The following is a 1,396-nucleotide window of genomic DNA, read 5'->3' on the forward strand; positions in this document are numbered from 1 at the left end:
GTTCTTCGTTTCTATGGGAAAGCAAAAATACTCGACCGACTTCAAACGTCAGGTCGTTCTTCACTATCTCAGTGGTCATGACGGTGCCAAAAAGACGGCCGCCCTGTTTGGTATCGATCATGGCGCCGTTCGCCGCTGGACCGAGCATTGGAAAGTCAGTGGTGAAGCTGGCTTGACCATCACGACCAAAGCTTATTCTGCTGAGTTCAAAGAGGAAGTTCTGCTTTGGATGAAGCAGAATTGTGCCTCTTCTCGCAAGGCTGCTGCGACATTCAAGATCGCCGCCGCCTGCACCGTCAGCCGGTGGGAGCGTCTTTATCGTGAAGGCGGTATCATGGCCCTCCGTGATAAACGCACAGAACGCACCATGACTTCAGAGAAGACGCCCCCCGGCAAACCGCTCACCGCCCCCTATCCCACCTTCCACAGTGCCGAGGAAGAGCTTGAATACCTGCGAGCGGAGAACGCCTATCTAAAAAAACTGCATGCCTTGGCGCGGGAAAAACAGCAGAAAAAGCAAAAGTCATTTCCGGGCTAAGGCAACACCATAAGCTGGCCACGCTGCTGCATATCGCCGGGTTGCCACGCAGTACCTTCTATTGGCAGATGAGCTCAGATGCCAGCACAAAGGCCTACGAGCATGAAGCAGAGCGGGTCAAGGCACTGTTTCATCACCATAAAGGGCGTTATGGTTATCGACGGATCACCCTGGCGCTGCGAAATGAGGGATGTCATCTCAACCATAAAACCGTGCGTAAACTCATGCGAAAACAGGAGCTTGCCTCTAACCTGCGCCGCAAGAAATACCGCTCGTACAAGGGGACATACGGCCATATTGCCCCGAACCTCTTGCAGCGTGATTTTCACGCCGATGCCCCGAACCAGAAATGGGTCACCGATGTGACGGAGTTCAATCTCAAAGGGCAGAAGCTATACCTGTCCCCGGTGCTGGACCTGTATAACAGCGAGATCATCGCCTGGCAGATGGCCACGCACCAGGGAATGCCATTGGTGGACAAGATGCTGGATGACGCCCTGGCAACATTGGGGCCAGGAGACACGCCGGTGCTGCACTCGGATCAAGGCTGGCAATATCAGATGGCCAGCTATCAGACGCGGTTATCGTCAAGGGAGGTGAAGCAAAGCATGTCACGCAAAGGGAACTGCTTGGACAATGCGGTGGTAGAAAACTTCTTCGGGCTGCTAAAGAGCGAATGCTGGTTCAACGAGAAATACGAGGACACGGAGCAGTTGAAGCGAGCAGTGGATGAATACATCCACTACTACAACCATGAACGGCTCAAAGTAAAACTAAACGGCCTGAGCCCGGTACAGTACCGAACTCAGGCCATGTCATCCGCCAGCTAACGTGTCCAATAAATGGGGTTCACTTCAC

1 protein-coding gene is annotated in these 1,396 nt (G+C 53.5%); it reads left to right on the forward strand.

The genetic code is table 11. From position 1 onward, the window contains the following. Positions 1 to 13: 13 nt before the first annotated feature. A protein-coding gene (locus C3418_RS23495) for an IS3 family transposase (RefSeq protein WP_373870414.1) occupies positions 14 to 1,368 on the forward strand; the annotation gives its coding sequence in 2 pieces (ribosomal slippage) (positions 14 to 511 and positions 514 to 1,368; 1,353 coding nt in all). The last annotated feature ends 28 nt before the right edge of the window (positions 1,369 to 1,396 follow it).

The organism is Aeromonas sp. ASNIH8, assembly GCF_002919855.1.
GTDB lineage: Bacteria > Pseudomonadota > Gammaproteobacteria > Enterobacterales > Aeromonadaceae > Aeromonas > Aeromonas caviae.